At 68.8% G+C, this 26,589-nt stretch carries 29 protein-coding genes; 20 read left to right on the top strand and 9 right to left on the bottom strand.

The window, feature by feature from the left end; genetic code table 11:
* Positions 1-106 precede the first annotated feature (106 nt).
* Positions 107-1,057 carry a transporter gene (locus DMH03_RS01700; protein ID WP_233611227.1) on the top strand — a complete coding sequence of 317 codons (951 nt, stop codon included), beginning with the start codon at positions 107-109 and terminating at the stop codon, positions 1,055-1,057.
* 8 nt (positions 1,058-1,065) lie between these two features.
* On the opposite strand, the gene DMH03_RS01695 is transcribed toward DMH03_RS01700, so the two are convergent.
* Both DMH03_RS01695 and DMH03_RS01690 read right to left on the bottom strand, forming a co-directional pair.
* Complete coding sequence (locus DMH03_RS01695) at positions 1,066-1,782, bottom strand: ABC transporter permease (protein WP_125790250.1); 717 nt, start codon at positions 1,780-1,782, stop codon at positions 1,066-1,068.
* Positions 1,779-2,462 carry an ABC transporter permease gene (locus DMH03_RS01690; protein ID WP_199748733.1) on the bottom strand — a complete coding sequence of 228 codons (684 nt, stop codon included), beginning with the start codon at positions 2,460-2,462 and terminating at the stop codon, positions 1,779-1,781. The genes DMH03_RS01695 and DMH03_RS01690 overlap by 4 nt, the downstream gene beginning before the upstream one ends.
* Before the next feature lie 173 nt (positions 2,463-2,635).
* Between DMH03_RS01690 and DMH03_RS01685 the strand changes: the two genes are divergently transcribed.
* The 3 genes from DMH03_RS01685 (at position 2,636) to DMH03_RS01675 (ending at position 5,219) form a co-directional block, all read left to right on the top strand.
* Positions 2,636-3,532 carry an ABC transporter substrate-binding protein gene (locus DMH03_RS01685; protein ID WP_125791488.1) on the top strand — a complete coding sequence of 299 codons (897 nt, stop codon included), beginning with the start codon at positions 2,636-2,638 and terminating at the stop codon, positions 3,530-3,532.
* Positions 3,533-3,681: 149 nt separating this feature from the next.
* Positions 3,682-4,116, top strand: coding sequence for an SRPBCC family protein (locus DMH03_RS01680; protein WP_125790248.1), 435 nt, complete (start codon positions 3,682-3,684; stop codon positions 4,114-4,116).
* Between the two features lie 104 nt (positions 4,117-4,220).
* Entirely contained in the window at positions 4,221-5,219 is a 999-nt protein-coding gene (locus DMH03_RS01675; RefSeq protein ID WP_125790247.1) for an NADP-dependent oxidoreductase, read from the top strand.
* Between the two features lie 78 nt (positions 5,220-5,297).
* Here DMH03_RS01675 and DMH03_RS01670 read toward each other — a convergent pair whose 3' ends face one another.
* From DMH03_RS01670 to DMH03_RS01650, 5 genes are all read right to left on the bottom strand, one after another.
* A complete protein-coding gene (locus DMH03_RS01670) occupies positions 5,298-5,927 on the bottom strand; it encodes a pyridoxamine 5'-phosphate oxidase family protein (protein WP_125790246.1) in 630 nt (209 codons plus the stop codon).
* A 15-nt stretch (positions 5,928-5,942) separates the two neighbouring features.
* Positions 5,943-6,827 (bottom strand): formyltetrahydrofolate deformylase, encoded by an 885-nt coding sequence (gene purU / locus DMH03_RS01665; RefSeq protein ID WP_199748632.1) that lies wholly within the window; start codon positions 6,825-6,827, stop codon positions 5,943-5,945.
* Positions 6,805-7,464 (bottom strand): DedA family protein, encoded by a 660-nt coding sequence (locus DMH03_RS01660; RefSeq protein WP_125790244.1) that lies wholly within the window; start codon positions 7,462-7,464, stop codon positions 6,805-6,807. Before DMH03_RS01660 ends, purU begins: the two co-directional genes overlap by 23 nt.
* 63 nt (positions 7,465-7,527) lie before the next feature.
* On the bottom strand, positions 7,528-8,325 hold the full coding sequence (locus DMH03_RS01655; RefSeq protein ID WP_125790243.1) for a class I SAM-dependent methyltransferase: 798 nt from the start codon (positions 8,323-8,325) through the stop codon (positions 7,528-7,530).
* Positions 8,307-8,804 carry a DUF2505 domain-containing protein gene (locus DMH03_RS01650; RefSeq protein ID WP_125790242.1) on the bottom strand — a complete coding sequence of 166 codons (498 nt, stop codon included), beginning with the start codon at positions 8,802-8,804 and terminating at the stop codon, positions 8,307-8,309. Before DMH03_RS01650 ends, DMH03_RS01655 begins: the two co-directional genes overlap by 19 nt.
* 26 nt (positions 8,805-8,830) lie before the next feature.
* Here DMH03_RS01650 and DMH03_RS01645 point away from each other — a divergent pair, with 26 nt between their 5' ends.
* From DMH03_RS01645 to DMH03_RS01615, 7 genes are all read left to right on the top strand, one after another.
* The gene (locus tag DMH03_RS01645) at positions 8,831-9,895 is read left to right on the top strand and encodes a UDP-N-acetylmuramate dehydrogenase (protein ID WP_125790241.1); all 1,065 of its coding nucleotides are present in this window, start codon (positions 8,831-8,833) and stop codon (positions 9,893-9,895) included.
* Between the two features lie 212 nt (positions 9,896-10,107).
* Positions 10,108-11,283: an Ig-like domain-containing protein gene (locus DMH03_RS01640; RefSeq protein ID WP_125790240.1), complete on the top strand. Its 1,176-nt coding sequence runs from the start codon at positions 10,108-10,110 to the stop codon at positions 11,281-11,283.
* A 111-nt stretch (positions 11,284-11,394) separates the two neighbouring features.
* Positions 11,395-12,207 carry an alpha/beta fold hydrolase gene (locus DMH03_RS01635; RefSeq protein WP_125790239.1) on the top strand — a complete coding sequence of 271 codons (813 nt, stop codon included), beginning with the start codon at positions 11,395-11,397 and terminating at the stop codon, positions 12,205-12,207.
* A gap of 21 nt (positions 12,208-12,228) precedes the next feature.
* Positions 12,229-13,533 carry a D-inositol-3-phosphate glycosyltransferase gene (gene mshA / locus DMH03_RS01630; protein ID WP_199748631.1) on the top strand — a complete coding sequence of 435 codons (1,305 nt, stop codon included), beginning with the start codon at positions 12,229-12,231 and terminating at the stop codon, positions 13,531-13,533.
* On the top strand, positions 13,530-14,045 hold the full coding sequence (locus DMH03_RS01625) for a YbjN domain-containing protein (protein ID WP_125790238.1): 516 nt from the start codon (positions 13,530-13,532) through the stop codon (positions 14,043-14,045). The genes mshA and DMH03_RS01625 overlap by 4 nt, the downstream gene beginning before the upstream one ends.
* Before the next feature lie 67 nt (positions 14,046-14,112).
* Entirely contained in the window at positions 14,113-15,036 is a 924-nt protein-coding gene (locus tag DMH03_RS01620; RefSeq protein WP_125790237.1) for a DUF4349 domain-containing protein, read from the top strand.
* Positions 15,037-15,741: 705 nt separating this feature from the next.
* Positions 15,742-16,491, top strand: a complete 750-nt coding sequence (locus tag DMH03_RS01615; protein ID WP_125790236.1) for a phosphoglyceromutase — start codon at positions 15,742-15,744, stop codon at positions 16,489-16,491.
* A 93-nt stretch (positions 16,492-16,584) separates the two neighbouring features.
* Here the strand turns inward: DMH03_RS01615 and DMH03_RS01610 are convergent, their stop codons facing one another.
* Together DMH03_RS01610 and DMH03_RS01605 are read right to left on the bottom strand one after the other, a co-directional pair.
* On the bottom strand, positions 16,585-17,502 hold the full coding sequence (locus DMH03_RS01610; protein WP_125790235.1) for a hypothetical protein: 918 nt from the start codon (positions 17,500-17,502) through the stop codon (positions 16,585-16,587).
* Positions 17,499-18,146: a DNA-binding response regulator gene (locus tag DMH03_RS01605; RefSeq protein ID WP_125790234.1), complete on the bottom strand. Its 648-nt coding sequence runs from the start codon at positions 18,144-18,146 to the stop codon at positions 17,499-17,501. Before DMH03_RS01605 ends, DMH03_RS01610 begins: the two co-directional genes overlap by 4 nt.
* Positions 18,147-18,438: 292 nt before the next feature.
* On the opposite strand from DMH03_RS01605, the gene DMH03_RS01600 reads away from it, so the two are divergent.
* The 9 genes from DMH03_RS01600 (at position 18,439) to DMH03_RS01560 (ending at position 26,441) form a co-directional block, all read left to right on the top strand.
* Positions 18,439-19,671: a cell wall metabolism sensor histidine kinase WalK gene (locus tag DMH03_RS01600; RefSeq protein WP_199748630.1), complete on the top strand. Its 1,233-nt coding sequence runs from the start codon at positions 18,439-18,441 to the stop codon at positions 19,669-19,671.
* A complete protein-coding gene (locus tag DMH03_RS01595) occupies positions 19,668-20,357 on the top strand; it encodes a response regulator transcription factor (protein ID WP_125788664.1) in 690 nt (229 codons plus the stop codon). Before DMH03_RS01600 ends, DMH03_RS01595 begins: the two co-directional genes overlap by 4 nt.
* A gap of 81 nt (positions 20,358-20,438) precedes the next feature.
* Positions 20,439-21,428, top strand: coding sequence for a Ppx/GppA phosphatase family protein (locus DMH03_RS01590; protein ID WP_125790233.1), 990 nt, complete (start codon positions 20,439-20,441; stop codon positions 21,426-21,428).
* A 105-nt stretch (positions 21,429-21,533) separates the two neighbouring features.
* A complete protein-coding gene (locus tag DMH03_RS01585) occupies positions 21,534-23,153 on the top strand; it encodes a hypothetical protein (RefSeq protein WP_125790232.1) in 1,620 nt (539 codons plus the stop codon).
* A gap of 22 nt (positions 23,154-23,175) precedes the next feature.
* Entirely contained in the window at positions 23,176-23,973 is a 798-nt protein-coding gene (locus DMH03_RS01580) for a sugar phosphate isomerase/epimerase (RefSeq protein WP_125790231.1), read from the top strand.
* A gap of 141 nt (positions 23,974-24,114) precedes the next feature.
* Positions 24,115-24,945, top strand: coding sequence for a thioesterase family protein (locus tag DMH03_RS01575; protein WP_125790230.1), 831 nt, complete (start codon positions 24,115-24,117; stop codon positions 24,943-24,945).
* Between the two features lie 24 nt (positions 24,946-24,969).
* The gene (gene proC, locus DMH03_RS01570; protein WP_125790229.1) at positions 24,970-25,785 is read left to right on the top strand and encodes a pyrroline-5-carboxylate reductase; all 816 of its coding nucleotides are present in this window, start codon (positions 24,970-24,972) and stop codon (positions 25,783-25,785) included.
* 193 nt (positions 25,786-25,978) lie between these two features.
* A complete protein-coding gene (locus DMH03_RS01565; protein WP_125790228.1) occupies positions 25,979-26,194 on the top strand; it encodes a helix-turn-helix domain-containing protein in 216 nt (71 codons plus the stop codon).
* A 145-nt stretch (positions 26,195-26,339) separates the two neighbouring features.
* Positions 26,340-26,441 carry a 30S ribosomal protein bS22 gene (locus tag DMH03_RS01560; RefSeq protein WP_007030867.1) on the top strand — a complete coding sequence of 34 codons (102 nt, stop codon included), beginning with the start codon at positions 26,340-26,342 and terminating at the stop codon, positions 26,439-26,441.
* Positions 26,442-26,589: the final 148 nt, after the last annotated feature.

The following is a 26,589-nucleotide window of genomic DNA, read 5'->3' as shown; positions in this document are numbered from 1 at the left end:
GTCGAATACGCCGGAGCCGGTCACCTTCGGCGAATGCTCGCCCAGCCGCCCGGATCCGTTGGTCGGCTACCTCAAAAATCGGTTTTCCACCTGTCAGATCACGAATGTGCGTCATCAGCGGCGCGCCTGCCCGGATTCGGCCTGCCCGCTCGTCGCCGAGTTGCTCGCGCGGGTGGTCGTCATCCGGAACATGGAGCCCTCGCAGCGCCGTGTCGTCATCGGCCACGAGGTGGCCATCCTCTCCCACCACGGTCTGCCCGACACCACGCGTTTCGGCATCGACATGACCTGCACCGCGAAGAATCCGGCCGGGTCCGCGGACTGCGACGCGTCCGAAACCAAGCTCACGAAGAGCATCGCGGACTGGAAGGCGCAGCGGATCGAGTACACCGGGTTCACCATGCGCGGCGAGGACGTCCCGAATTCCGCGGACCCGCCGCAGATCCAGGCCGAAAAGCGTACTTGGTACAAGCTGGGCCGATCCCTGTTCATCGAGGGCGAGATCGGTGACCTGGACGCACCGCCCCTCTCGTCCGACGTGCGGTGCGATGTCGCCGACTACGTCCAAGGGAGCAGGTGCGTCTTCCCGAAAACGCCGATGTTTCTCCTGGACGTCCGCGATTCGTACGGAAGACTGGTGTCCGACGCTTTCCGTGGTGATATCGCCGGCACGTATCCCGGGCCGTCGGAAGGCCGCTACTACGCGGGGAACGCGTCCACGCGCAGCGGAAAGCGCACCTATCCGCTCACGCGGATCCAGCACGACCGGGCGGCAAGGGACACCAACAAGGCGGTCGCCGAGCGGTACTGCGCGGCGCGCTGGGGTCCGGACTGGCATACCGGTCCGGACGGAACGGTCATCGAGTGCGCCGTGTACCCGTTCAACACGACGCTGGACGGGGCCGGCCTTTCGCCGGGGACCACGGAAGGGCCGTCGTTCACGGTGAAACCGGTCCTCTCGCCGGTCTGCCACGCGATGGAGGAGGCATTGAGCGACTTCCTCGGCCGGAACCACATCCTCGACGGTGACCAGTTCTGGGTTTGGCTACTCGAATAGCGGCGGGATCAGGTACGGGCATCCGCGCGGGACTGGATGGCCAGCCCGCGCGGAGTCACCCAGCGAGTGACGAGCGCGAAAACGCCCTCGCACACCAAAGCCAGGATGACGACCGCGATGCCGCCCGCCAGGATCTCGCCGTGGCCAGGATCGCCGAGCGCGAAACCGTCCACAATGTACCGTCCGAGCCCGCCGCCGTCGTTGACGATCGCGCCGATCGCGACGGTCGCCACCAGTTGCAGGAACGCGACGCGGGCACCCGCGAGGATGACCGGTGACGCGAGCGGCAACTCCAGGCGCAGCATGATCTGCCACTCGCGGTAACCGGTTCCGCGCGCGGCGTCGACGGTTTCCTGCTCCAGTTGCAGGACTCCCGCGTAGGTGTTCGTGAACAACGGCGGCAGCGCCAAGGCCACCAGCGCGAGCATCAGCGGCCAGAACGTCGTGTCGACCTCCAGCCGGGAAGCCAGGAACCAGAACAGGATCACCAGCCCGAAGCTGGGAATCGCGCGGCCGATGTTCACCGCGCTCGTCGCGAGGAACTGCGCGCGGCGGTAATGCGCCAGCCACAACGCGGGCGGGATCGTCAGCACCGCCGAGATCGCCAGTGCCACCAAGGAGAACTGGAGATGCTCGACCGTCCGGTACGGCACACCCGCCGGATCGGACCAGCTCCAGCGATTCGGTTCGCCCAGCCACTCGATCGCCTGGTCGATGATGCTCATCGCGCCGCCTTCCGCGACCACGGCGCGAGCGCGCGCCCACCGAGCCACAGCAGCAGATCCACCACCACGGCCAGTACCACGGAAAGCCCGACGCCGACGATGATCGACGTCGGATTCGGCGTCGCGGTCTGGATCCCGTTACGGATGAAGTACCCCAGCCCGCCCTTGCCGAGCATGGAAGTCACCGTCACCAGCCCGATCGTGGTCACCGCCGCGACCCGCAGCCCTGCGATCACCACCGGCAGCGCGAGCGGCAGTTCGACCTGCCACAGCAACCGCGAACGCGTGAAACCCATGCCTATGGCGGCTTCCCGGACTTCCTTGGGTACTTGTTCGACGCCGGTGACGATGTTGCGGATGAGGATCAGCAACGTGTACGTCGCCAACGGGATGACCGCGGTCGTGAAGGACGTCAGGCCGGTGAAGGGCACCAGTACGGCGAAGGCGCCGAGACTCGGGATGACGTACAACGAACCCGCCACGCTCAGCGCGAAGACGTAGAACCACCGGCGACGCAGCGAAACCACGGAAACACCGATCGACACCACCAGCCCGATGGCGAGGGCTGCCGCGGTCAACGTGATGTGCTCGCCGAGCCGTTCGAAGATCTCGTCGAGATGGCGGTCCACCCACCGCCACTCGAAGAGCGGCCGTCCGCCTTGGGCGGGAACGGGGAACACGGAGGAGGCTCGCACCGGCCGACCTTACCCCGTTCGGGGCGCCGGATTCCGTTCTCTGGGAGCGTACGGGGCGCAACTCTCAAAATGTGGATTCTGTCGTGACCCGGGGATACTGTCCATTCCTCTGAACGAGTCATAGGAGTGTGCACGTGCGCTGGACACGGAATGTTCGAGTGGGCGCGGTGCTCGCCGCCGCCGTCCTCGGTATGACCGCCTGTGGGGGTGGCGACGACGCGGCGGCCCCGGCCGTGCAGAGCAAGGGCGGGGCGCCGATCGTGGTCGCCTCCTTCAACTTCACCGACAGCGTGATCCTCGCCGAGCTGTACGCGAACGCGCTGGAGGCCAAGGGCTACCCGATCACCCGCAAGCTGAACCTCGGTTCGCGCGAGCTGATCTACCCGGCGCTGAAGTCCGGCGAGCTCCAGTTCGTCCCGGAGTACCAGGGTGCCGCCATCAGCACCGGATTCGGCAAGGAAGCCGCGAAAGACGCGCAGGGCGAACACGAGCAGCTCAAGAAGCTGTTCGAGCCCGACGGCGTCGCCCTGCTGGAGCAGTCGCCGGCGGAGAACAAGAACACCTACATCGTGAAGGCCGATCTCGCCAAGGAGAAGGGGCTGGCGAAGATCAGCGACCTGTCGAAGGTCGACAAGGTCGTCGTCGCCGGCGCGCCCGAGTGCGCGGAGCGGCTCCCCTGCTTCAAGGGCTTCACCGACGTCTACAAGCTGAAGGCCACCTTCCAGACCGTGCAGGAAGCGGGCCCGCGCGTCGAGCAGCTGCGGTCCGGCAAGGTCACCGTCATCCCGGTCGACTCGGTGAGCCCGCTCGTCGGCGACCCGCAGTTCGTGGCGCTGGAGGACGACCTCGCCATCGTGCCGACCGAGAACGTCGTGCCCGCGGTGAACAAGAAGGTCCTCGACGAGCGCGGCGCCGACTTCGCGGCCGCCGTCAACGCCGTGAGCAAGGCCCTCGACACCGTGCAGCTGCGTGAGCTGAACAAGCGCGTCGACGCGGACGGCGAGAAGCCGGGCGACGTCGCGAAGGAGTGGCTGAAGGAGAAGTCCCTCATCTAGGTCACCTCGCGCGCCATGAACGGTCCGTTACTTGCAAATTTCGCAAGGAACGGACCGTTCATTGCATTCGGGGAGGGGCGCCCGCTCCGGCCGCGGACAGCGGTGCAATCGTGGACGCTGTCGTTGCAACACGGGTGAAAGGGAGTGGGATGGGAAAGGTCACGGCCATCGCGGAGCGCACCATCGAGGCGCCGGCGGACAAGGTCAGGGCGCTCGTCGCGGACTACACCGAAACCCGGCCGAAGCTGCTGACGGAGCACTACCGCGATTACGAGGTCACCGAAGGCGGAGTCGGCGCGGGCACGAAGGCGCGCTGGAAGCTTCAGGCGACGTCAAAGCGCGTGCGTGACGTCGCCGCGACGGTGACCGAGCCGTCCGAAGGCACCCTCGTCGAGACCGATGCGAACTCCAGCATGGTCACCACGTGGACCGTCCGCGAGGTGCCGGAGGGCAGTCTCGTCCGCATCGAGACGACCTGGGACGGCGCGGGCGGCATCGGCGGTTTCTTCGAGAAGACCTTCGCGCCCGGCGGGCTCAAGCGGATCTACGAGGGAGTGCTCGGCAAACTCGCCGAGGTCGTGTAGCGCTCGCCACAATCGGAATGGTCGCCCCGGTTAGCTCGTTGTACCCGTCGTGAATACGGGGCGATCGCCCCGCTTGAGGTTCGCAACAGACTTGGAGTTACCCCGTGAACGCAACCGAGATCCGGCTCGCCTCCCGTCCGCACGGTGTCCCGACGCTCGAGAACTTCGAGATCGCCGACGTCGAAATCCCGACTCCGGGCGAGGGGCAGATCCTGGTCCGCAACCAGGTGCTGAGCGTGGATCCGTACATGCGCGGCCGGATGAGCAGCGCGAAGTCCTACGCCGAGCCGTACGAGGTCGGCAAGGTCATGCACGGCGGCGCCGTCGGTGAAGTGCTCGAGTCCACCGTGGACGACTTCCAGCCGGGCGACATCGTGCTGCACGGCCTCGGCTGGCGCTCCCACGCCGTCGTCGCCGCGAAGCACGCGGTGAAGGTCGACCCGGAGGCCGCGCCGATCAGCGCATACCTCGGCGTCCTCGGCATGACCGGGCTCACCGCGTACGCCGGGCTGCTCGACGTCGCGGAGTTCAAGGAAGGCGACACCGTCTTCGTGTCCGGCGCGGCGGGCGCGGTCGGTTCCGTCGTCGGCCAGCTGGCGAAGCTGAAGGGCGCGAAGCGGGTCATCGGCAGCGCGGGCACCGACGAGAAGGTCAAGTGGCTGACCGACGAACTGGGCTTCGACGCGGCGTTCAACTACAAGGACGCCCCGGTCGCCGAGCAGCTGCGCGCGGCGGCGCCCGAAGGCATCGACGTGTACTTCGACAACGTCGGCGGCGAGCACCTCGAAGCGGCCATCGACTCGATCAACCTGCACGGCCGGATGGCGATCTGCGGGATGATCTCGGTCTACAACAACACCGAACCGGCCGCCGCGCCGCGCAATCTCGCCTCGATCATCGCGAAGCGGTTCACCATGCGCGGCATGCTGGTCGGCGACCACTACGCGCTGCAGCCGCAGTTCGTGAAGGAGGTCGCGCCGCTGGTCACCTCCGGTGAGCTCAAGTACTCGGAGACCATTGTGGACGGTATCCGCAACGCGCCGCAGGCGTTCCTCGACCTGCTGGGCGGGGCGAACACCGGCAAGATGCTGGTCCGCGTCTGACCCTGCCTCAAGTGCAATGAAAGGACCGTTCCTTGCAAAATTTGCAAGGAACGGTCCTTTCATTGCACGCGCGGGGGCTCAGTACTGCGTCGTGAGGGCGCCTTCGGTCAGCGCCGCGTCCAGCGCCTCCGCGGTCATGTCCAGCTTCATCTGGTCCCGGAAGATCTGGCCGGCGGTCGGCAGGCTGGACCGCTCCGGCCAGGTTTCCGGCTTCCACAGCGAGGACCGCAGGAAAGCCTTGGCGCAGTGCATGTACAGCTCTTCGACCTCGACCAGGATCGCCAGCGCGGGCCGCTTTCCCTTGACCACGAGGTCGTCGAAGAACGGCGCGTCCGCGACCAGTTTCGCGCGGCCGTTGATCCGCAGTGTCTCGTTCATCCCCGGGATCAGGAACAGCAGCCCGGCGTGCGGGTTCTCGAGGATGTTGGTCTGGCTGTCGAGCAGCTTGTTGCCGGGCCGGTCCGCCAGCACCAGCGTCTTGTCGTCGAGCACCTTCACGGAACCGGCCGGGTCGCCGCGCGGGGAGACGTCACAGGTCCCGTCGGCCGACGCCGTCGCCAGCAGGTAGAACGGCGAGTGTTCGATCAGCGTGCGCGCGTGCTGGTCGAGGAAGGGGATGATCTTCCCCTTGGTGCGCTCGGCCGGGTGGCCGAGGTGTTCACGGAGCGCTTCGCGCGTCTCGATCACTTTGATCTCTGAGGTCCCCATGACCTTAGTGAACCATCAGAAGACGACAGTCCGGTTCCCGTGCACCAGCACACGGCCCTCGAGGTGCCACCGCAGCCCGCGCGCCAGCGTCACCTTCTCGATGTCGCGGCCCTTGCGGACCATGTCCTCGACCGAGTCGCCGTGGTCGACGCGGATGACGTCCTGGTCGACGATCGGGCCCGCGTCGAGGTCGGCGGTGACGTAGTGGCAGGTCGCGCCGATGAGCTTCACGCCGCGCGCGTGGGCCTGGTGGTACGGCCGCGCGCCGACGAACGACGGCAGGAAGCTGTGGTGGATGTTGAGCGCCCGCCCGGCCCACGCTTCGCACAGTTCCGCGGGCAGGACCTGCATGAACCGGGCGAGGACGACGGCGTGCGGGTCGTGTTCGTCGACCAGTTTCCGCACCTCGGCGAAGGCGGCCGCCTTGGCAGTAGCGTCACCGGCGGGGAACGGGACGTGGTGGAACGGGATGCCGTGGGCGCGGGTGATGTCGCCCAGCGACGCGTGGTTGCCGATGACCGCGGCGACGTCGACGTCCAGTTCCCCGGAGGCGACGCGGCCGAGGAGGTCGTAGAGGCAGTGCCCGGCCTTGGAGACGAGGATCACCACACGGCGGCGCTCGCCGGTGTCGCTGACCTGCCAGCTGGACTCGGCCGAGAGCGACGTCGCGACCTCGGCGAAGCGGGTGCGCAGTTCGGTGGCGTCGAACGGCAGCGAGTCGGCGCGGACGACCTGGCGGGTGAAGAACCAGCCGGTGTCCGGGTCCGTGTGGTACGCCGCTTCGACGATCCAACCGCCGTGTTCGGCGAGGAAACCCGAGATCCGGGCGATGATGCCCGTGCGGTCGGGGCAGCCGAAGGAGATCACATAGCGACGTTCAGGGTTCGACACACACACCATTGTCGCTGGTCCCGGCCGCCGCGCGGCGCCGGGTCAGTATGCGCACGCGGACCCGCCGCCCGATCTCGATCGCCGCGACCAGCAGCAGGCCGAGCGCGAAGGAGAGCAGAAGGCCTTTCTCCGGCTCGTCCGCGAAGGCCGCTCCGCCGACGAGACCGATGAGGACGCTGTACACCGCCCAGATGCTCGCGCCGAGGGCGTCGAGCGGGACGAACTTGCCCGGCGGATATCCGAGGCTGCCGTTGGCGAGCCCGCTCGCGACACGGCCGCCGGGCAGATAGCGGGCGGCGAGGATCAGCAGGACGGCGTTGCGCCGCACCTGGATCTTCGCCCATTCGTAGCGCCGGATCCCGTCCGGTCCGCGTTGCAGGCGGGCGAGCGCTCGCGGACCCGCGGCCGCGCCGAGGGTGTAGCCGAGGCAGTCGCCCAGCCAGGCCCCGAGCGCCGCGACCAGCGCGAGTAGCGCCAGCTGGGGGAAATCCGTGCCGATCAGGACGGCGACGGTGATGACGGTGGTCTCGCTCGGCATGAACGGCAGGAGCGCGTCCAACCCGGACACGAGGAACACGATCACCCACAGCCAGGGCGATCCCAGCGTGCCCTCGAGCAGCTCGGTGACGTACTCCAGCAGTTCCACGGTTCCATCGTGATCACCGCAGGTCGCTTTGGGGTGACGGAGCGGGGTTCGGCCGATGAATTCCTAGTCGGGGGCCACTGACGACCACGGCACGGTGAGTTCACCCAGCCGCCACCGTGACGGCCTGTTCAGCACCGGCCAGCCCCGGGCGGTGAGCAGGTGCACGGCGTGCGCCCAGCGGGCACGGACGCCGAAGTTCTGATGCGGCGCCGCCGTCGCCCAGCAAACGTCCAGAGTGGACAGTAGTTCGTGGACGCGTTCGCCGGGGACGTTGCGATGGATGAGGATCTTGGGCAGTCGTTCGGCCACTGTGGACGGACGTTCCAGACTGGCGAGGTGGACGGAAAGGGTCAGCGTGCGTGGCCCGTCGGCGCCGACCGCGATCCAGGTGCTCAGCCGTCCGATCTCGTCACAGGTGCCTTCGACGAGCAGTCCACCCGGCGTCATCGCGTCCAGCATCAGCGACCAGGCGCCCGGGACCTCGGCTTCGTCGTACTGCCGCAGCACGTTGAACGCGCGCACCAGCACCGGCCGCGTCCCGGCGAGTTCGAAACCGCCGCGCCGGAAGTCCAGCCACGGCCGGTCGACGGCGGATTGCGCGACGGCGACCCGTTCGGCGTCCAGCTCCAGGCCCAGCACCCGGACGTCGCGCCGGACCGTGCGCAGCCACCGCGCCATCTCGACCGTGGTCACCGGTGAGGCGCCGTAGCCGAGGTCCACGACGAGCGGTTCGTCCGCGCGGCGCAGCAGCCGCGTCACGCCGGGGTCGCTCGCGAGCCACCGGTCCACGCGGCGGAGCCGGTTGGGATTGGTCGTGCCCCGTGTCGGTGCCCCGACCGGTTTCAGCGCTCGGCCAGCCACTTCGCGACGAATTCGGCCTCGCGTTCCAGCAGTTTGGTGACCTGTTCGGCGATCACGCCTTCCAGCTTCCCGCCGACGAACGGGATCCGCACCTTGACTTCGCCGCTGTTGACCAGCGTCGCCTGCTCGCCTTCGCCGGTCAGCGACGTCTTCGCGGTGATCTCGCCCGGCACGCCCGAGACCGAGGCCGTCGCGGTGCCGGTGTAGCCGGCTCCGGCGGCCTTCCAGGTCTGCTCGCGCTCGACGACCAGATCGCCCCGGTGCAGCGTCCGCACGGCCGAGGGGAGCTTGTCCGAGCTGATGCCCTGACGCAGCTTGTAGCGCACGCCGTCGCCGGCCGGGACGAACTCCAGCAGCTCCGCGTCGTCGCCGCCGATCTGCTCCAGCCTTGCCCGCAGCGCCGCCTCGCCGGCGACCGCGTCGAACGTGGTCGCGACGTCGGCGGAGAACGTTGAGCGGTGCTCGATACGGGAGGCCATGGCGCCAGACAGTACCGTTCACGGGCGTGAGCACTGCCGAAACTCCCACCCAGCACGCCGCCCTCGCCGACCACACCACCCTGCGGCTCGGCGGTCCGGCGCGGCGATATGCCGAGGCGAAGACCGTGCAGGCCCTGGTCGAGGCGGTCCGCGAAGCCGACGAAGCGGGTGAGCCGGTCCTGCTGCTCGGCGGCGGTTCGAACCTCGTCGTCGCCGACGACGGCTTCGACGGCGCGGTACTGAAGGTCGGCAACACAGGATGGACACGTGACGGAGATCTCGTCGAGGTCGCGGCGGGCCAGAACTGGGACGGTTTCGTCGAGGGGCTGGTCGCCGAGGGCATCGGCGGGCTCGAATGCCTCTCCGGCATCCCCGGTTCGGTCGGCGCGACGCCGATCCAGAACGTCGGCGCGTACGGCTGCGAAGTGGCCGAGTCGCTGGTCTCGGTCGATCTTTACGACCGCGCCACCCGCGAAATCCGCACGCTGACCGCCGAGGAACTCGGCTTCGGCTACCGCACGTCGATCCTGAAGGGGACGGACGCGGGCGTCGTACTCACAGTGCGCTTCAAGGTCAGCGAAGACGGCCTCTCGGCCCCCATTCGCTACGCCGAACTCGCCCGCACGCTCGGCGTCGAGATCAGTGACCGGGTCCCGACGGCCGAAGCGCGCGAAGCGGTCCTCGGCCTGCGTCGTGGCAAGGGCATGGTCCTGGACGCCGACGACCACGACACGTGGAGCGCGGGCTCGTTCTTCACCAACCCGATCATCGGGGAGGCGCGGCTGGCGAAGGTGCTCGCGGGGATCGTGGACGTCGTCGGCGAGGACGTGCGCGTGCCGCAGTATCCGGCACCCGGCGGCACGAAGCTGTCCGCCGCGTGGCTGATCGAGCGGGCCGGATTCGGGAAGGGCCACGAGGGGCCCGGCGGCCGGGTCTCGCTGTCGACGAAGCACACGCTCGCGCTCACGAACCGGGGCAAGGCCTCGACAGAGGACCTTCTCGCTCTGGCGCGCGAAGTGCGCGACGGCGTCGAGGCTCGCTTCGGTGTTTCGCTGCACCCCGAACCCCTGCTCATCAACTGCTCGCTCTAGCCCCTACCCGCATTTAGTCCTCTGAATGCGGTACTTGCACGCGCAAAGACCGCATTCAGAGGACTAAATGCGGGTGGTGAACAACCCCGCGCCGCTCCCGTGCGTCTATCCCCGTGAGGGGCGAGGGTGAGTTCCGTCGCCGCGGGTAACGTCGGAGAGGTCCTCAGCGCTGAGCGGGTAGAAGCTCGCGGGGGGCCAGTGGGAGGTAGACGGTGATCGAACGGCGCACGGTGTTCAAGGCCGCGCTCGCCGCGGGGGCGGCCATGCTGGCCGCGGCCTGCTCCAGCGAAGAAGGCGGTAACGCCAAGCCGGAAGGCAGCGGTGGCGAAGAACAGAACGCCGCTCCGGTCGCGAAGATCACCGCGGAACCCGCCGCCGACGCCAAGGACGCCTCCGTGGTGACCCCGGTCGTGGTCAAGGTCGCCGACGGGAAGCTCACCGAGGTCAAGGTCAGCGCGGACGGCGGCAAGGACGTCAAGGGTGAACTTTCCCCCGACGGGCTCACCTGGACCAGCTCCGAAGTCCTCGGCTACGGCAAGACGTACACGTACGCCGCGAAGGCCACCGGCAGCGACAACAAGCCCGCCGAGTTCAAGGGCTCCTTCACCACGGTCAAGCCCGCCAAGGAGATTCGCGCCACGCTGAACCCGACCGACGACGCCGAAGTCGGCGTCGCGATGCCGATCAGCGTGAAGTTCGCGTCCCCGGTCAAGGACAAGGCGGCCGCCGAAAAGGCGCTCAAGGTGAAGACCGACAAGGACGTCGAGGGCTCCTGGGGCTGGCTTTCGGACACGCAGGTCGACTGGCGGCCCAAGGAGTACTGGCCCGCCAACATCAAGGTCAGTGTCGAGGCGAAGCTCTACGGCGTCGCGCTCGGCGGCGGCGCGTACGGCAAGGCCGACGTGACCACCGACTTCAAGATCGGCCGCAACCAGGTCGTCAAGATCAACACTCCGGACAAGGTGATGAAGGTCTACCGGGGCGGGTCCGAATCGGCGAGCTACCCGTGTTCGAACGGACTCGACTCCGACGTCCAGCGCAACACCCCCAACGGCACGTTCATCGTGATGACGAAGGAGCCGACGGCTCGGTTCGACAACGCGCGCTACGGCTACACCAACGTCAACAAGAAGTGGGCCTGCCGGATCTCGAACAACGGCGAGTACATCCACGAGAACCAGGACAACGCGGCGAACATCGGCAAGGCCAACACCTCGCACGGCTGCGTGAACCTGCTCGACTCGGACGCGAAGAAGTACTTCGACACCGCGATGATCGGCGACCCGGTGGAGATCACCGGGTCGAAACTGGGCAGCCCGATGAAATCGGACGTCAAGAACTGGTTCTACGACTGGAAGTCGTGGAAGGCGCTCTCGGCGATCAAGTAGGTGAGCGAGGGCGGCGGTGGCCGTTCGGTACAGCGGGTCGTGAGTGGCGATTCGGGTTCTAACCCGAATCGCCACTCACGACCACCCCGGCCGACCTCCTAAAGTGCGGGCATGAAGACCGAGGTAGTCGGCTACGGCGGGACCCGCATCGGCTTGTGGGTCGAAGGCGCCGAGAACACCCGTCCGATCGTGTTCGTGCACGGCTGGGCCCAGTCCGCCAAGGCGTGGGCGCCGCAGATGGCGGATCCCGCCCTCAGCGAGCGGTTCCGCCTGGTCGCGATGGATCTGCGCGGTCACGGTGACTCCGAAGTGCCCTCCGCCGGCTACGACGATCCGCGCGTCTGGGCGGAGGATCTCGCCTCCGTCCTCGACTTCGCCGGTGACGACGCGATCGTCGTCGGCTGGTCCTATGGCGGGCTCGTGATCACCGACTACCTCCGCGTGCACGGCTCCGCCCGGCTCGGTGGCGTCGTTTTTGTGGGCGCTATCACAGAAATCGGCAAGAACCGGCCCGGCGGCAAGGTCGGCCCCGCGATGCGCGAGGCCATCCCGGCGGTGCTTTCGGACGATCCGTCGGTCGCGATTCCCGCGTTGGTGCAGTTCAGCGGGCGGATGACCGCCACGCCGGTGTCCGGCACACTCACCCAATCGCTGCTCGGCGCCTGCCTTTCCACTCCGCCCGCGGTGCGCTCCGCGTTGTTCCGGCGCGACGTCGGGAGCGAGGACGTACTTCGTGATCTGGACAAACCGGTACTTATCGTCCATGGTCTCGCGGACGCTGTGATCGATCCGACGTCGGCGGAATACACGGCCGGGAAGATTCAGGGGGCCGTCGTGCGTTGGCTACCTGAGGTGGGGCATCTGCCGTTCGCCGAAGCGGTGGACGAGTTCGGTGAACTGCTGCGCGGGTTCGCCGATCAGTAGGACTTCGGGAGTGTTGACCAGGTGACGATCCCTCTGCACGGGTTCGACGCCGCGCCAAGGCGCGTCGCGGTGCTGTCTTTGCACACCTCTCCACTGGAGCAGCCGGGTACCGGCGACGCCGGGGGGATGAACGTCTACGTGAGCCAGACGGCCATCGAGATGGCCCGCCGCGGCGTCGAGGTCGAGGTGTTCACACGCGCGACGTCCTCGGATCAGCCACCGGTCGCCGAACTGGCGCCCGGCGTGCTGGTGCGGCACATCCCGGCAGGGCCGTTCGAGCCGCTGGGCCGCGACGAGCTGACCGCGCAGCTGTGCGCGTTCACCGCCGGGGTGCTGCGGGCCGAGGCGTTCCACGAGCCGGGCTACTACGACCTCATCCATTCGCACTACTGGCTTTCCGGCCAGGCGGGCTGGCTCGCCCGCGACCGCTGGGGAGTGCCGCTGGTGCACACCGCGCATACGCTGGCCAAGGTCAAGAACGCCGCGCTGGCCGAAGGAGACACCCCCGAGCCGCGCACCCGCGTGATCGGCGAGGAGCAGGTCGTCGAGGAGGCGGACTGCCTGGTCGCGAACACCCGCGTCGAGGCCCGCGAGCTGATCGAGCTGTACGACGCCGACCCGCATTCCGTGCACGCCATCCCACCCGGCGTCGACCTCGACCGGTTCACCCCAGGCTCCCGCTTGGCCGCGCGCCGGGCGCTGGGGCTGCCGCAGGACGCGATCGTGCTGGCCTTCGCCGGTCGCATCCAGCCCTTGAAGGCGCCGGACGTCCTCCTGCTGGCCGCGGCCGAAATGCTGCGCGAGCGGCCGGAGCTCGCGTCGCGGCTGGTGGTGCTGATCGTCGGCGGCCCGTCCGGGACCGGGCTGGAGCAGCCGCAGGCCCTGCGCGAGCTGGCCGTCTCCCTCGGGATCGAGGAGCAGACCCGGTTCATGCCGCCGCAGCCCGGCCGGTCGCTCGTCAACGTCTACCGCGCGGCCGACGTCGTCGCCGTGCCGAGCTACAACGAGTCGTTCGGGCTGGTCGCGCTCGAGGCGCAGGCCTGCGGGACGCCGGTGATCGCGGCCGAGGTCGGCGGGTTGCCGGTCGCCGTGCCGCACGGGGTTTCCGGGTTGCTCGTGCCGTCGCACGATCCGCGGGACTGGGCGCGCGCGCTCGCGAACGTCGCGCTGCGGCCCGGTTGGCGTGCCGAACTTTCGGCCAACGCCGTCGTCCACGCGCGGCGTTTCTCCTGGCGCCGTACGACGGACCGGCTGCTGGACACGTACGCTCAGGCGACCGGCGCGTTCCGGCGTGCCCTCGAACAGCGCGCGGAGGTGGCGGTTTGACGCTCGACGAGACCTTGCGGTCCTCTTTGGACAACGCGGGCCTGGAATACGACAGGCGCGGCGAGGGAAAGTACTTCGTCACGTTGCCCGGCACCAAGAAACTGCAGACCAACTGCTGGCTGGTCGCCGGGGACCACGCCTTCGCCGTCGAAGCCTTCGTCTGCCGTCGCCCCGATGAGTCCCATGAGGACGTTTACCGTTTTCTCTTGCGCCGCAACGCGAAGCTGTACGGCGTGCACTACACGGTGGACGCGATGGGCGACATCTACCTGGTCGGCCGATTCGGACTGGACACGGTCACCGAGTCCGAACTGGACAAGATCCTCGGGCAGGTGCTGGAGGCCGCCGACGGCGACTTCAACACCTTGCTGGAACTCGGCTTCGCCGAATCGATCAAACGCGAATGGGATTGGCGGGTTTCCCGCGGCGAGTCCCTGGCGAACCTGCAGGCGTTCAAACATCTCGTCGAGCCTTCGAACGGGCACGAACCCGGAGCCTTGACCGACTCGTGACCCGAATGGTGCAACGGGTCTGAGCCCGGCTCCGTCTCTCTCCGCAGCACTGGAGGGAGAAGGACGAATGCGCAAGCGATTGAGATGGGTGGCCGCGGCAGGCATCGTGCTGGCGCTCGCGGGCTGCTCGGCGAACGATTCCGGCGGTAGCAGCGAGTCCGCGATGCCGATGTCGGCCGACACCAAGCAGGCGGCGCCGAATCAGGGCTCGCCGAACAAGGAAAGTACCGACAGCGCCGGCAAGGCGGGGTCGGGCAAGGACCCGGCGCCGGTGGGGCAGCCGGGGATCACCGACCGCAAACTGGTGCGCACGGCGAGCCTGGAGCTCACCGCGCCGAACGTCGCCGACGTGATTTCGCAGGTCCGCGTCATCACGCAGGGCGCCGCCGGCTACACCGGGCAGGAGAGCACCCAGGAGAAGCGGGCGACGGTCAACGTCGTCGTGCCCTCCGAACGGCTCGACGGCGTGCTGGACCAGCTGGCGAAGCTGGGCAAGCAGGTGAGGCGCGAGGTCACCGCGACGGACGTGACCGAGCAGATGGTCGACATCGAATCGCGGCTGGCCACCCAGCGGGCGAGCGTCGAGCGCGTGCGCGCGTTGCTCGCGAGGGCGACGTCGGTTTCGGAGATCGCCTCGGTGGAGAGCGAGCTGACGAGCCGCGAGGCCGAACTCGAGTCGCTCCAGAAGCGGCGTGAGAGCCTGGCCGGAAGTGTCGCCATGTCGACGATTTCGCTGCAGGTGAAGGCGGAGACCGTCGTGGCGGAGGAGGAGTCGCGCAGCGGGTTCTTCGGCGGCCTGACGAACGGCTGGGACGCGTTCCTGACCTTCGGTGGCGGCCTGCTGACCGTGCTCGGCGCGATGGCCCCGTTCGTGCTGGTCTTCGGTGTCCCCGCGGCCGCGCTGGTGTGGTGGCTGCGCAAGCGGCGTCGTCCGGCGGAGCCCGCGATGGCGACCGCTTCGGATCTGCCGTCCGCGCCCCCGCTGGACTGAAGGGGAACAGGGCGCCTAGGCCCAGTGCCGGCGTCGTCACGTGACTGGATGGACGACACGCGTGATCCGGCGGACGACACACGTGACTGGATGGACGACACGACCGCGGCCGGGGTCCCGCCACGAGTCGTCCGCCCGATCACGCGTGTCGTCCGTTCAAACACGCGTGTCGTCCGTTCAGTCACGCCAAATCGCCACCCGCGCACCGGCAGTGGACACCTAAGACACCCGTGGCCAGAACCGTCATCGCCACTCGCGAGGGTCCCTGAAAGTGAACAGGCGGGACGGCTCGAGGGAGGGGGGAGTCGCGATCTCGAGCCGCCCCGCTGAAGTTCCCGCCAAGGTGGACCCGGTGACGAGGGGGATGCCAACGGGGCCGGCGGGCGCCGCGACTCGGCAGGGGGGAGACGAGTCGCGGTCGTCACCCGCGTCGAACCGGGGAGTGCGTGGAATCCGGCCGCGCGGGACTTAGTCAACCTGTCAGATCTCCACCTGTAATCACAAGACTACCGGTTACTCCGTTCGAGTGAACTTCGAAATCGGGGATAACGGAGTGCAGCCTGTTTTTCGGAGATCGGGACTTGTTGGCACTCCGTCTTCTGGACGGGTGAAGGTGTTACTCGCGGGTAACGCACTCTCCGTAGAAGAAAGGGCAATTCCGGCCCTCTGACCGGCGCTTCCGCTCACTCTGGCAGGCTGGGGCGCATGGCTGAGCTTGGGACTCTGGTGCTGCTGCGTCACGGGCAGAGCACGTGGAACGCCGAAAACCTGTTCACCGGCTGGGTGGACGTGCCGCTGTCGGAACAGGGCGAGCAGGAGGCGCGCAAGGGCGGGCAGCTGCTCGCGGAGTCCGGTCTGCTGCCGGACGTCGTGCACACCTCGCTGATGCGCCGGGCGATCTCGACCGCCAACCTGGCGCTCGACGCCGCCGACCGGCACTGGATCCCGGTGAAGCGCGACTGGCGCCTCAATGAGCGGCACTACGGCGCGCTGCAGGGCAAGAACAAGAAGCAGACCCTGGACGAGTTCGGCGAGGAGCAGTTCATGCTCTGGCGCCGCTCCTACGACACCCCGCCGCCCCCGATCGACCCGGCCGACGAGTTCAGCCAGGTCGGCGACGCGCGCTACGCCGACCTCGGCGACACGGCTCCGCTGACCGAGTGCCTCAAGGACGTCGTCGCACGGCTGCTGCCGTACTGGGAGTCCGCGATCGTGCCGGATCTGCGCTCCGGCAAGACCGTGCTGGTCGCCGCGCACGGCAACTCGCTGCGGGCGCTGGTGAAGCACCTCGACGGCATCTCCGACGACGCGATCGCCGGGCTCAACATCCCGACCGGCATTCCGCTGCGCTACGACCTGACGGACGACCTCAAGCCGGTCACCGCCGGCGGGACGTACCTGGACCCGGAGGCCGCCAAGAAGGCCGCGGCCGCCGTGGCGAACCAGGGCCGCTGACCCCACGCCCCGAAGTGTCAGGAAAGGGTCGTTCAAGACGAAAAACGTCTTGAACGACCCTTTCCTGACATCTGGGGCAGGGCTGGCCAGGCGTCAGGGGAGGCTCGCGACCAGTTCGATCCCGGCCGCCTTCCAGCCTTCGGGCAGCCGCTGGAGACGCAGGACGATCGGCAGGTGCTTCTTCGTCGCCTGCCCGGTCGCGTCGGTGACGTCGGATGTCGCGTGGAGAAGCACGCTCGCCTTGTCGTCCACGACCTCCATGACCGCGGCGGCCGGATTCGGCGCCAGCGACGACTTCGCGCCCGCGGCCCGGATCTTGCCGACCCCCGTCGCCTTGTCCTGCCGGAACTGGGTCAGCAACTGCCCGGTCGACACGGACTCGTAGCGGGCGTACGTGCCTTCGGGATCGGCAGGATCAACGCTCAGCAGGGCTTGCGCGGCACGCAGGGCGCCGTCGCGGGCGGAATCCCGGACCCGCGCGAGCACCCGGTCACCAGCGCCCGGTTTCTCCGTCGCGGCCGGCGATCCGGCCGGGTTCACCTTGATCTCGCCGATCCGCCAGCGGTCACCTTCGCGCACGGTCGCGAGCAGTACCGACGCGATGCCTTTGTTCGTGGTGCCCGCCCGGGTGCTGCTCTGGTCGAGCACGGTCAGGACCTGCGCCTTGTCCGGCGTCTGCTCGACCGCGGCCGAGACGATCACCCTGGTCACCAGCTTGATCGGCTCCGCCGACTTCCGGACCTCGGCGAACAGCTTCGCCATTTCGTCGCGCGCCCCCGGCGTCAGGTTGTCGGCGATCGCCTTCTCGTAGGCGGGCACGGCCGTGCTGTCGTAGGAGAACACCGCTTCGGTCGCCGTCTTGACCGCTGTCAGCACCGACGCCGTCCGCGCCGGATCGACCAGCGCGAGGTTCGAGGGCGGGGTTTCCGGTTCGGGCCGGGCGGCGCCGGAGACCGTGGTGGTGCAGCCCGCGAGCGCGAGCAGTACGGCGAGGCCTGCCCAGCGCCTCACAGGAGGCCGAGCTCCCGCGCCCGCGCGTCGACCTGGAGCCGCGAGGTCACACCGAGCGCGACCAGCAGTTCCGACACGCGCCGCTGATAGGTGCGCACGCCCATGCCGAGGCTCTTCGCGGCCTTGTCGTCCTTGCAGCCGGTGGTCAGGAACTCGAGGATCTGCGGTGCCTCCATCCGGATGTCGGCGAACCGCGCGTCGAACGTCTCCAGGGTCGCGGCCGCCTGCCAGGCGGTTTCGAACAGCGACAGGATGCCCTGCACCAGCTCCGGACGCGAGATGACGCTGTACGAGCGCACCGCCTTGCCCTCGTCGCCCGCCATGATCGCGACGCGTTCGTCGAGCAGGATCGTCTCGTTGATCTCCTCGGTGCCGATCCGGATCTGCGCGCCGAGGCCGGACAGACGGTGCAGATGCTGCGCGGTCTGCTCGTTCAGCAGGACGCCGGGCCGGTACAGCTTGCGGATCCGCTTGTCGCGGACCAGCCGTTCGCCCTGCCGCGTGAGCGACGGCCGGGAAAGTGCCCAGGTGTAGAGGTCATCGGCCGCGCACGCGATGTCGGTCGCCGCGACGAACAGATGAGCCGTCCGGTCGAACAGCTCTTCTTCTCCGCGAATCAGGGAGATGTCACTGACGAGTTCCACGGCGACAGTCTTCCAACATTCCCCGGCGACCGTGACGGGAACGTCGCTATTCGCCGGTGAGTGGGCAGCACCCGGTCCGGATAGTCACGACGAAAGTCGGGATCCGGGCACGACTCGGCATCGATGTCCCCGTTTCGGGTGACTCGTCTCACCCAGGAGGTCTCGGTGCGGGGTCGGTCACATGAACGGGGTCTGACCTGCAGGCGAACAGGGTGTCCCCAGGTGTCATAGGCATCACGAGTACGCGGCCGGGACTAGGCCAAAAGACTACCCACGCGCTTACGATTCCCCTGTGACCACGCCTGTTGCACTCGCCCTGGCCGTCGGCGGACTGATCGTCGGTGTGGTTTTCGGTTTCCTGATCGCGAGGAGCCGCACCCGCCGCGAGGAACGGCGTCCGGCCGGGCCCACCGTGGCCGAGCTGCTCGAACGCCTCGTGCGGTCCAGCAACAACGGCGTCGTCGTGCTCAACAAGTTCGGCGACATGGTCCTGCACAACCCACGTGCCTACGAGCTGGGACTGGTGAAGGTCAACCAGGCCGATCCGCGGGCCCGCAAGGCCGCCGAGCAGGTGGTCGAGACCGACGAGCCGATGGAGATCGACCTTTCCCCGCTGGAAGCGAGGGGCCGTCAGCCCGAGGCCGTCCTCGGTGAGGTCCGCCCGCTCGGCGACGGGTTCACCGTGGTCGAGGCCGTCGATCACTCCGAGGCGGCCCGCCTCGAAGCCGTCCGGCGTGACTTCGTCGCGAACGTCAGCCATGAACTGAAGACGCCGGTGGGCGCGATCGCGCTGCTCACCGAAGCCATCCTCGACGCCGCGGAAGACACCGAGGAGGTCCGCCGCTTCGGCGGCAAGATCCTCCGCGAATCGACGCGGCTCGGCCAGCTCGTCACCGAGCTGATCGCGCTGTCGCGGCTGCAGGGCGCCGAGCGGTTGCCCGATCTGAACGTGGTCGAGGTCGACGCCGTGGTCCGCGAGGCACTCGGCCGGACGACGCTTTCGGCGGAATCCGCCGAGATCACCATCACCACCGACACGGCCAGCGGGCTGCTCATCGAGGGCGACCGGACGCTGATGGTGACCGCGCTGTCGAACCTGCTGGAGAACGCCGTCGCGTACTCACAGCCGGGCAGCCCGGTGTCGATCAGCAGGCGGCTCGTCGACGGGAAGGTCGAGATCGCGGTCACCGACCGCGGCATCGGCATCGCCGAGGACGAGCAGCAGCGTGTTTTCGAGCGGTTCTACCGCGCGGACAAGGCGCGGTCGCGGGCGACCGGCGGCACCGGGCTGGGCCTGGCGATCGTCAAGCACGTGGCCGCCAACCACGGCGGTTCGGTCGGACTCTGGAGCCGTCCCGGCACCGGATCGACCTTCACCCTGCGGATCCCCGCGCACATCCCCGCCGAACCGGCCGCGGCCGTGAAACAGGCTCCGCCGGCATCCCGGCCGGAGAAGACCCCCGAGCGGACACCCCGTCTCGTGGCAACAGGGCAAGAAAGCCCCGACCATGGAGGAAACCTGTGACGAGGGTTCTCATCGTCGAGGACGAAGAGTCGTTCGCCGATCCGCTCGCGTTCTTGCTCCGCAAAGAGGGCTTCACCGCCGCCGTCGCCGTGACGGGGCAGCAGGCGCTCGAGGAGTTCGACCGGAACGGCGCCGACATCGTCCTACTCGACCTCATGCTCCCAGGTATGAGCGGCACCGACGTCTGCAAGCAGCTCAGGCAGCGTTCCGCGGTGCCGGTGATCATGGTGACCGCACGCGACAGCGAGATCGACAAGGTCGTCGGCCTGGAACTCGGCGCCGACGACTACGTCACCAAGCCGTACTCGGCCCGCGAGCTCATCGCGCGGGTCCGCGCGGTGCTGCGACGCGGCGGCGAGCCGGGCTCCGAAGGCGACCTGGCACCGCTCGTGCTGGCCGCCGGGCCGGTGCGCATGGACGTCGAACGGCACGTCGTGACCGTCGACGGCGAGGAGGTCTCCTTGCCGTTGAAGGAGTTCGACCTGCTCGAGTACCTGCTGCGCAACGTGGGCCGCGTGCTCACCCGCGGGCAGCTGATCGACCGGGTGTGGGGCGCGGACTACGTCGGCGACACCAAGACGCTCGACGTCCACGTGAAGCGGCTGCGGTCGAAGATCGAACCGGACCCGGGATCGCCCCGGCACCTGGTCACGGTGCGTGGCCTGGGCTACAAGTTCGAGACGTGACAGGCCGGTACCCGCCTCCTGCGATACAGATCACGGTTACGGTTTCGTGACCTGACGTGGGGGCGGGTACCGTAGACGCTCGTGCGCCTAGGGGTACTCGACGTCGGTTCCAACACCGTCCACCTGCTCGTGGTCGACGCCCACCGTGGCGCCCACCCGACCCCGATGCATTCCGAAAAGGCCGTCCTCCGGCTCGCCGAGCAGATCACCCGCAACGGCGACCTGAGCCGCGCGGGTGCGGACAGCCTCGTGCGGGCGGTCGAATCGGCGAAGGCGGCCGCGGCCCGGCTCGGCTGCGAAGAGGTCATGGCGTTCGCGACCTCCGCGGTCCGCGAAGCCAAGAACGCCCCGAAGGTGCTGGCGAAGGTCCAGGAACAGACCGGCGTCGAACTGAAGGTGCTTTCCGGGATCGACGAATCCCGCCTCACCTTCCTCGCCGTCCGCCGCTGGTTCGGCTGGTCGGCGGGAAAACTGCTCGTGCTCGACATCGGCGGCGGCTCGCTGGAGATCGCGATGGGCCGCGACGAGGAGCCGGATCTGGCCGAATCGCTGCCACTCGGCGCCGGCCGGACCACCCGGACGCGGTTCCAGCACGACCCGCCGACCCGCTCGGAGCTCATCGCGACTTCGGCGTGGCTCGAAGAACAACTCGCCCCGCTCGCGAAGAAGGTCGCCAAATTGGGTGAACCCGATCGTGTCGTGGCGACGTCCAAGACGTTCCGGTCGCTCGCCAGGCTGACCGGAGCGGCGCCGTCGGCGGGCGGACCGCATGTGCGCCGTACCCTGACCGACACCGCGTTGCGCCAGCTCATCGCGTTCATCTCCCGGATGACCGCCCATGACCTGGCACAACTCGAGGGCGTCAGCGCGGGCAGGTCGCATCAGCTGGTGGCCGGAGCGCTCGTCGCGCAAGCCACCATGCGGGCGCTTTCCCTGGAAGAACTGGAGATCTGTCCGTGGGCGCTGCGAGAAGGTGTCATCCTTCGACGGCTGGACCATTCGAACGGTGCGGACGAGACTGTGGGCGGCAGCGCCCGACTGGACTTAGTCGACGGAGAACGGGCACGGTGAAGAGGTGACGGAAATGCGGATGACGGTGGATAGCGCGCGCGACGCCGCCGATGCTCCGTCGCGTGCCGGTTCACAACGGCCGGAGCGCGCATTGGACAGCACGGTATGACGGACGAGACAGAGAGCGGCCGGCCACAGAAGACCGTGGCGGAGCTGCTCGCGCAGCATGGAGCCCAGCCGGAAGGCGGGCGCCGCAGGCGACGCCGCGCGGCCGACGACGAGGACGAGGCTCCCGAGCCCACTCGCGGCAGGCGCGCGCCGTCGGCGAGTGACACCGCGCCTCAGGCGATCATCGACAGGGTGTCCGGCGACACCCCGCCGCCGCTCAACCGTCCGCCGCGCCGCTCGCGCCCACAGGCTCTGCCTGATGGGTTCTCGGCGGAAAAAAGTACCTCGAACCCGGGACCACGTCCCCTCCCGCAGCCACAGCAGGATTCCGGCTCGCGTCCGCTTCCGCAGCCGCAGCAGGACTCCGCGCCGCTGCCGGTGCCGCCGGACGTCGCGTCCACCCCGACCCGGCAGACGCCGCCGGTGCGCCCGCCGCAGGAGCAGAGCGGCTATCAGCAGCGCCCGCCGCAGCAATCCGGTCAGTTCGCGCGGCCGACGCCGCCGCAGGAGCAGAGCGGTTACCAGCAGCGCCCGCCGCAGCAATCGGGTCAGTTCGTTCGGCCGACTCCGCCGCAGGAGCAGTCCGGCTACCAGCGTCCGCCGGACTCCGAGGGCCTGCCCCCGCGTGGCCGTCCCCGCCCGGCAGGCCCGGAGGAGACCCGCGGCGCGGTGCCGCCGGTGCGCCGTCGCCCCGAGCCGCCTGCCGGACCCCCGTCCTCGGGGCTGTCGGCGAGACTCGACGGAGGACTGGACGCGCCGTCCGAAGAAGTGCAGGACCAGCCGGGTCCGATGGCCAGCGGTGGCTTCGCGACGCCGCCCGCGCAGCCGGCGCGCCGGCGTCGTCCGCCTGCCCGTCCCGCCCAGCCCAAGGCCGAGCCGAGCACCGAGCAGTTCGCCGCGGTCGGCGACGAGCCGGCGCCCGAACCCGAGGCTTCCGCGTCCGTCAAGCCGCCGTCGCCGCCCGCCGGGCTCGCCGGATGGCGTAAACGCAGGCAGAAGGTGCAGTCCGAGGACACCGAGATCGGCGGGATCCCGCCGATCCCGCCCCCGGTCGCACCCGTCGAGCCGGACACCGACCCCGAACCGGACCCGTTCGACGCGGGCCCCCCGACCATGGGCCATCCGGCACCCATGCCGTTCGTACCACCGCATTCGCTCGACGACCGCGAGCGGCAGGACGAACTCGACGACTACGAGCGCGAGTTCGCCGACCCGGCGTACCCGGACGGCGGCCCCGACTTCGGACGCGACGAGTACGGCTACCGCGCCGACGAGTACGAGGACGACTACGAAGACGACCGGGCCGAGGACGTCGTCGAGAACGACGAGCCCGCGGCACCCGCCGAAAAGGTCTCGCCGGGGAAGCAGTGGCTGGCGTTGGCCGGTCAGCTCGCCCTCGGCGTGGTCGGCGGCGCCGGTGTCTGGCTGGGCTTCAACTGGCTGTGGGTCAACATCCCCGCCGCCGCGCTGGTCGCCGCGCTGCTGGTGATCGTCGCGCTGGTGTGGATCGTCCGGAAGATCCGCAAGGCGGACGATCTCCAGACCCTGGTGCTCGCGGTGCTGGTCGGGCTGGTGGTGACGGTCTCACCGGCCGCACTCCTGTTGGTCGCGCGCTAGCGGCCTCGGGAAGAATGCCGGAATGGCTCAGCAGGTTCCGGTAGGCCTTTCGACGGCGTCCGTCTGGCCGTTGCGGGCGGGCACCGCCTTCGAACTGGCCGCCGACCTCGGCTACGACGGCGTCGAGGTGATGGTCTGGGCCGACCCGGTCAGCCAGGACATCTCCGCGCTGCGCCGGTGGTCGCGCCGCACCGGGGTGCCGGTGCTGTCGATCCACTCGCCGTCGCTGCTGATCACCCAGCGCGTGTGGTCGCCGGATCCCGAGGTGCGCCTGCGGATGTCCGTGGACGCGGCACAGGAACTGGGCGCGCGCACGGTCGTGGTGCATCCGCCGTTCCGGTGGCAGCGCCGCTACGGCGACGCGTTCGGCGACCTCGTCGACGAGCTCGAAGACGCCAGCGGGATCGAGATCGCGGTCGAGAACATGTTCAAGGTCCGCCTGCCCGGCGGCTCGCGGACGTCGCGTGTCTCGGCCTTCCGGCCCTCGATCGACCCTACGGACGTAGGGTTTCGCCACTACACGCTCGACCTGTCCCATACAGCGGCAGCCGGGATGGACGCCCTCGCACTCGCCGATCGGATGGGTTCCGGGCTCGCGCACGTCCATCTGGCGGACGGCACGGGCCTCCCGAAGGACGAGCATCTGGTGCCCGGACGCGGGATCGAACCCTGCGCCGAACTCCTCGAAAAGCTCGTGAACAGCGATTTCTCCGGACAGATCGTGCTGGAGATCAACACGCGCCGGTCGCCGAGCGCGGCGCGGCGCTCGCGAGACCTCGCGGAGTCACTCTTGTTCGCGAGGCTGCACCTCGGCCAGTGACAAAGATCGTCTCCAGGTGCGGAGAATCATTCCTCCCTGCGCCCGAGGCGCTGGTACACGTAAAGTTCCGACCGTGAACCAGCTGCGCTTGTTGATCTCCCGCACCCCGATGGATCGGCTCGTGGCCTGGGTCAGTGCTCGGTGAGCGCGGCCGGCGAAACGAGCACCTCCTTCGACGCTGCCTGCGCGACGAGATCACTGGGTGACGGCACTTTCACGGCGGTACTCCGTACCGAATGGTCGATCGGCGGACATCCGCACGGCGGCTTCCTGATGGCCCTGATGGCCAGGGCCGCTCTCACGTTCCTTCACGAGCGCGGCGAACCGCCGTCCGAGCCGCTGGCGATCAGCGCGGAGTTCCTGCACCCGCCCGCGGTGGGGCCGGTGCTGCTGCGCATGGACGTCCGGAAGGTCGGAAGGCGCGCCTCGGTCGTCGCGGTCCTGCTGGAGCAGCGGGGCCGCAGCTGCGTCGAGGCCAGGGTGACCACCGGGCGCCTGCCGATGCGGCGGCCGGAGTGGACCGACGTTCCGTCGATGCCCGTGGAGCCGCCGCCCGGCGCCGTGCCTATGACCGGTGAGACGTCCGAAGGCGTGTTCAACCTCGCGAAGGGCTGCGAGGTCCGGCTCGATCCGGCGAGTGTCGGCTACCTGCACGGCCGGATCGGGGACCCGCCGAAGATCCGGCTGTGGGTCCGGCCGCGGCACGGGCTCCCGGACCCGTATTTCGCGCTGCTCGCGAGCGACGTGAACCCGCCGGTGGTCTACAACCTCGGCCGGGTCGGCTGGGCACCGACCGTGCAGCTGACCGCGTTGCTGCGCACCCGGCCGGCGCCGGGCTGGCTGCGGGTGATCGTCGAGAGCCAGTCGGTGCACGAGGCCTGGTTCGACTCGGACGCCCTCGTGGTGGACTCGCAGGGCAGGCTGGTCTGTCAGGCGCGGCAGCTGGCGCTCGCCCCGGCGCCCGGCGGCTGACGGCCGTTTGGCACGCTGAAGCGCATGACTGTGATCGCGGTTCTGGGTGCCGGGAAGATCGGGGAGGCCCTGCTCTCGGGCCTGCTGCACGGCGGGCACAGCCCCGCCGACCTGCTGTTCACCGAACGCTATCCGGCGCGCGCGGCGGAGCTGACCGAACGCTACGGCGTGCACGGCGTCACCGTCGCGGACGCGGCGCGCCGGGCCGACGTGCTGGTCGTCGCGGTCAAACCGCAGGACATCGAACCGGTGCTGGACGAGCTCGCGCCGCTGCTCGGCAAGGAGTCACTGGTGGTCTCGCTGTGCGCGGGCCTGCCGACCGCCCTGTACGAGCGCAGGCTGGCCGAGGGCGTCCCGGTGGTGCGGGTCATGCCGAACACCCCGATGCTCGTCGGAGAGGCGATGAGCGCGGTCTCTGCGGGCGCGCACGCGACCGCCGAGCACATCGCGGTGGTGAAGGACCTGCTCTCGCACGTCGGGCAGGTCGTCGAGGTGCCGGAGTCGCAGCAGGACGCCGTCACGGCGCTGTCCGGATCCGGGCCCGCGTACTTCTTCTACCTGGTCGAGGCCATGATCGACGCCGGGATCCTGCTCGGCCTTCCCCGCGCGCTCGCCGGGCAGCTGATCATCCAGTCGGCGGTCGGGGCGGCGAAGATGCTCGCCGAGTCCGACGAACACCCGGTGCTGCTGCGCGAAGCCGTCACCTCGCCCGCCGGGACGACCATCAACGCCATCCGCGAGCTGGAGAAGCACGGCGTCCGCGCGGCGCTCCTGGCCGCCATCGAGGCCGCGAAGGACCGCTCGACCGAACTGGGCGCCGCCCACGACCCCCGCGTTTAGTCCTCTGAACGCGGTAGTTCGTCGTCTGACTACCGCATTCAGAGGACGAAATGCGTAGTCGTACGGGCCCATCTCGGTGACTCGCGTCGCTTTAGTCCCACCAGTCCCGCTACTCTCAGGAGAGCACGTGCGTGTCGATACCACAGGTGGGGAAGCCTCGTGGCGCGACACGTGTCGAAGGACACGGTGAATCATGCCGCAGAACAAGAAGGATGACCTGCCCTCAGTGGGCCAGGTCCAGTTCCTGACGGTCGCCGAGGTGGCCACGCTGATGCGGGTCTCCAAGATGACCGTCTACCGCCTCGTTCACTCGGGCGAGTTGCCCGCGGTGCGCGTCGGGAAGTCGTTCAGAGTGCCCGAAAAGGCTGTTCACGAATATCTCCAAGGCGCGTACTTCGACGTGGGCTGAGGCCCGCTTCGCGGGGCACAACGTGCCCGCCCGAGGGCGTCTTCCGGGGCGCGAGTACCCTGGAAGACCGCTCGTGCCTGTGCGCTCCACCCGTTGGACGCTGCGCCGGGCAGCGTGACCGACGACGAAGGAAGGAGCGCTCTCGATGGGCTCTGTGATCAAGAAGCGCCGTAAGCGCATGTCGAAGAAGAAGCACCGCAAGTTGCTGCGCCGGACGCGCGTTCAGCGTAGGAAGGCCGGCAAGTAAGACACAGCCGGTGAATGGCCCGTCCAGTTTCTGGACGGGCCATTCCCATTCGGTGGGCGGTTTCCGCCCATTCGAGTGAGACGTGCATCCCCTCCGCGAGCGGCTGGTTAATAGCATGTAAGCGCTGGGTCGACTACCCCTAATGAGC

The sequence above is a fragment of the Amycolatopsis sp. WAC 01376 genome (assembly GCF_003947415.1).
Lineage (GTDB): Bacteria > Actinomycetota > Actinomycetes > Mycobacteriales > Pseudonocardiaceae > Amycolatopsis.
This window is presented reverse-complemented; position numbering and strand designations above follow the sequence as displayed.

What these genes read in the sequence shown, in the direction of transcription:
- DMH03_RS01695 (WP_125790250.1), bottom strand. Translation starts at nt 1,782, where the DNA reads ATGAGCATCATCGACCAGGCGATCGAGTGGCTGGGCGAACCGAATCGC.
- DMH03_RS01680 (WP_125790248.1), top strand. Translation starts at nt 3,682, where the DNA reads ATGGGAAAGGTCACGGCCATCGCGGAGCGCACCATCGAGGCGCCGGCG.
- DMH03_RS01670 (WP_125790246.1), bottom strand. Translation starts at nt 5,927, where the DNA reads ATGGGGACCTCAGAGATCAAAGTGATCGAGACGCGCGAAGCGCTCCGT.
- purU (WP_199748632.1), bottom strand. Translation starts at nt 6,827, where the DNA reads ATGGTGTGTGTGTCGAACCCTGAACGTCGCTATGTGATCTCCTTCGGC.
- DMH03_RS01650 (WP_125790242.1), bottom strand. Translation starts at nt 8,804, where the DNA reads ATGGCCTCCCGTATCGAGCACCGCTCAACGTTCTCCGCCGACGTCGCG.
- DMH03_RS01635 (WP_125790239.1), top strand. Translation starts at nt 11,395, where the DNA reads ATGAAGACCGAGGTAGTCGGCTACGGCGGGACCCGCATCGGCTTGTGG.
- DMH03_RS01620 (WP_125790237.1), top strand. Translation starts at nt 14,113, where the DNA reads ATGCGCAAGCGATTGAGATGGGTGGCCGCGGCAGGCATCGTGCTGGCG.
- DMH03_RS01615 (WP_125790236.1), top strand. Translation starts at nt 15,742, where the DNA reads ATGGCTGAGCTTGGGACTCTGGTGCTGCTGCGTCACGGGCAGAGCACG.
- DMH03_RS01585 (WP_125790232.1), top strand. Translation starts at nt 21,534, where the DNA reads ATGACGGACGAGACAGAGAGCGGCCGGCCACAGAAGACCGTGGCGGAG.
- DMH03_RS01580 (WP_125790231.1), top strand. Translation starts at nt 23,176, where the DNA reads ATGGCTCAGCAGGTTCCGGTAGGCCTTTCGACGGCGTCCGTCTGGCCG.
- proC (WP_125790229.1), top strand. Translation starts at nt 24,970, where the DNA reads ATGACTGTGATCGCGGTTCTGGGTGCCGGGAAGATCGGGGAGGCCCTG.
- DMH03_RS01565 (WP_125790228.1), top strand. Translation starts at nt 25,979, where the DNA reads ATGCCGCAGAACAAGAAGGATGACCTGCCCTCAGTGGGCCAGGTCCAG.
- DMH03_RS01560 (WP_007030867.1), top strand. Translation starts at nt 26,340, where the DNA reads ATGGGCTCTGTGATCAAGAAGCGCCGTAAGCGCATGTCGAAGAAGAAG.